This is a genomic window from Oscillibacter sp. CU971, from assembly GCF_905219725.1.
Classification (GTDB): domain Bacteria; phylum Bacillota; class Clostridia; order Oscillospirales; family Oscillospiraceae; genus Oscillibacter.
On record NZ_CAJMXG010000343.1, the window covers coordinates 1 to 2,563 of the forward strand.

The 2,563-nt window shown below is 57.8% G+C and carries 1 protein-coding gene and 2 pseudogenes; 1 reads left to right on the forward strand and 2 read right to left on the reverse strand.

Annotation, left to right across the window (positions count from 1 at the left end; translation table 11 throughout):
- Positions 1-759: pseudogene (locus JX325_RS15065) on the reverse strand (ankyrin repeat domain-containing protein); the annotation flags it as partial.
- Positions 760-776: 17 nt separating this feature from the next.
- A complete protein-coding gene (locus tag JX325_RS15070) occupies positions 777-1,565 on the reverse strand; it encodes a hypothetical protein (RefSeq protein WP_204791885.1) in 789 nt (262 codons plus the stop codon).
- A 102-nt stretch (positions 1,566-1,667) separates the two neighbouring features.
- Here JX325_RS15070 and JX325_RS15075 point away from each other — a divergent pair.
- A pseudogene (locus JX325_RS15075) lies at positions 1,668-2,563 on the forward strand (DNA methylase); the annotation flags it as partial.

The window sequence follows — 2,563 nt, forward strand, 5'->3', positions numbered from 1 at the left end:
CTCCGTCATCTTCCGGCCCACGGCCCCCGGACGGCCAGCCGCCTCCACCAGCAGGGTCTCCTCCTGCTGGTACGGAATCCTGGCTGCGTACTTCTTGAAGGCTTCCAGTTCGCCGTCCTGGATCGCCAGCACAGCTTTGTCAAAGTCGCTCATCTGCAGAGGGCGCATTCCTACCGTGTTGACATACTCCGTGATGCTCCCGGTCATGCGGCGCAGGAGCTGCTCGGTCTNNCCCATGGCCTGCTCCTGCCGCTCCCGCTGCTCCACCAGCGCCTCGATGATAACCTTTTGTTCCTGCTGGCTCAGATGCNCCACAGAACCGCCGGTGTCCTCCTCCACACCGCCGATCTTCATGTATCGGGCGTGGGTGGCGTGATCGCCGTGGAACGCCTTGGTGATGGCGGAGGCGGTGAGGAACATCCTGTCCAGATCGTTGCCGTTCTCACCCAGAGTCTTGCCGGTGATGAAGCTCCTGGTGATGGGCTTTCCATCCTCATACCACTTGAGATATACATCCAGATAGACACCCTCGCTGGCGCCGTAATCGGTGGTGCAGAAGATATCCGCATCCTTGGGGATCTCCCGGCCATCCTTCCAGTGGTCGTCCAGCAGAAAATACTCGTCCGGCAGGTATCCCATGCCCTCCAGCCGGTGCTTCAGCTCCTCGAATACCTCCTGTGCCACAGGCTGGCCGGCGTACTCCAGCNTGTGCGGGTTAGCTTCAGAGGGTTTCCACCGCTCCAGTTCAATAATATCCATCTCAAAACGCTCCTTTCTCAGCCAACGTCGTGGCAGTTGCAGGGCAGGTCGTCCTCCGGGAACATCCAGCACATGGCGGTCTGGTTCAGGTCAGCCTCCACGAAATCCCGCCATGCCCAATCCCGCCCCAGGCCCTTGACCGTGATGAGGTTGGGCCGGGCGCCGTCCTCAATGGCGATGGCCCGGTCATACAGATCCCGGTGCTGGTGGTAAAGGGTGCGAATCTCCCGCTTCTTCATGCTGGGACAGAAAAAGCAGGAGGACTTGCCGGGCAGCGGCAGACCCTCCTGCAATATGACGGCGATGCAGTCCTCCCTTGTCCAGCCCCAGTCCATGAGCGGATATTCCTTTTTATATTTGGTGTCGGCCTCATCGATGGGTTGGGCATGGTCCCGCCGTTTCTGCTCCCCAATGTCAAAGCCGATGAATTTGACAACACGTTCGCCTCTGGCCCAGACCTCCCGGCAGGGTGGATAATTGTTGCAGAATTTGTCCTGGGGCTGAATTTTGTGCTTAAGGGAACACTTTTTGTAGCCGTAGGCGATGGCGGGCAGCGTACCGGAACGGAGGCACTCCTGCTCCAAAGTCAGGCGGTTCCCGTTCCTGTCAGTGTATTCCACCTGGGTGATCGTGGGCAGGCCGTGATCCTCCAGCCAGCGGTCCATGATGGGGAGAAAGTCATAGGTGTGGGGCTGCTCACCCCCGGTATTGGAGAACAGGATCAAGTCCACCGGGATCTTCCGGTGGTACAATCCGATCAGCATGGCGGTCGAATTCGTTCCCCCGCCATATCCAACGATGTTCATGGAGGTTCCTCCTTTAGATATTATGATATTGACTTGTTTGGTCTGGTGTGGGTATGCTATGATAGGTTCCGGAACGAAACTGCAAGGGAAGGGGGATGTGCAATGAGTGAGCGTACCTACATCGCCGCGGATCTGAAAAGTTTTTATGCTTCCGTCGAATGCATTGAGCGCGGCCTCGATCCCCTGACCACCAACCTTGTGGTGGCGGACCTGAGCCGCACCGAGAAGACCATCTGTCTGGCGGTCACCCCCAGCCTGAAAGCCTGGGGCATCTCCGGCAGGGCGCGGCTGTTTGAGGTAATACAGAGGGTCAAGGAGGTCAACGCCCAGCGGCTGCGCTCCGCACCGGGGCGGCAGTTTACCGGCTCCTCCTCGGATGATACCGCCCTGAAAGCCGACCCCGGCCTGGCGCTGGACTACATCGTAGCCCCGCCCAGGATGGCCCACTACATGGAATGGAGTACCAGGGTCTACAATGTGTACCTGAAATACATCGCACCGGAGGATATCCACAACTATTCGATTGACGAAGTCCTGATGGATGTGACCAACTATCTGGACACCTATAAACTCAACGCCAGAGAATTGGCGAGTAGGATCATTGCGGACGTACTGGAGACTACCGGCATCACAGCAACGGCGGGAATCGGCACGAATCTATACCTCTGCAAAGTCGCTATGGATATTGTTGCGAAGCACATCCATCCCGATGTCAACGGCGTCCGCATCGCCAAGTTGGACGAGCGCACCTACCGCCGCCTGCTGTGGGAGCACAGGCCCCTCACCGATTTTTGGCGGGTTGGCGGCGGGTACGCCAGNAAGCTGGAGGCCCATGGCATCTATACCATGGGCGATGTTGCCCGCTGCTCCCTGGAGAACGAGGATCTGCTCTATAAGCTGTTTGGGGTCAACGCAGAGCTGTTGATTTTATGCGANCCCTGCATTTATGCGAACTTATTTGCAAGAAACCATTGGCAGATCGTGGTTTCAAGCACAAT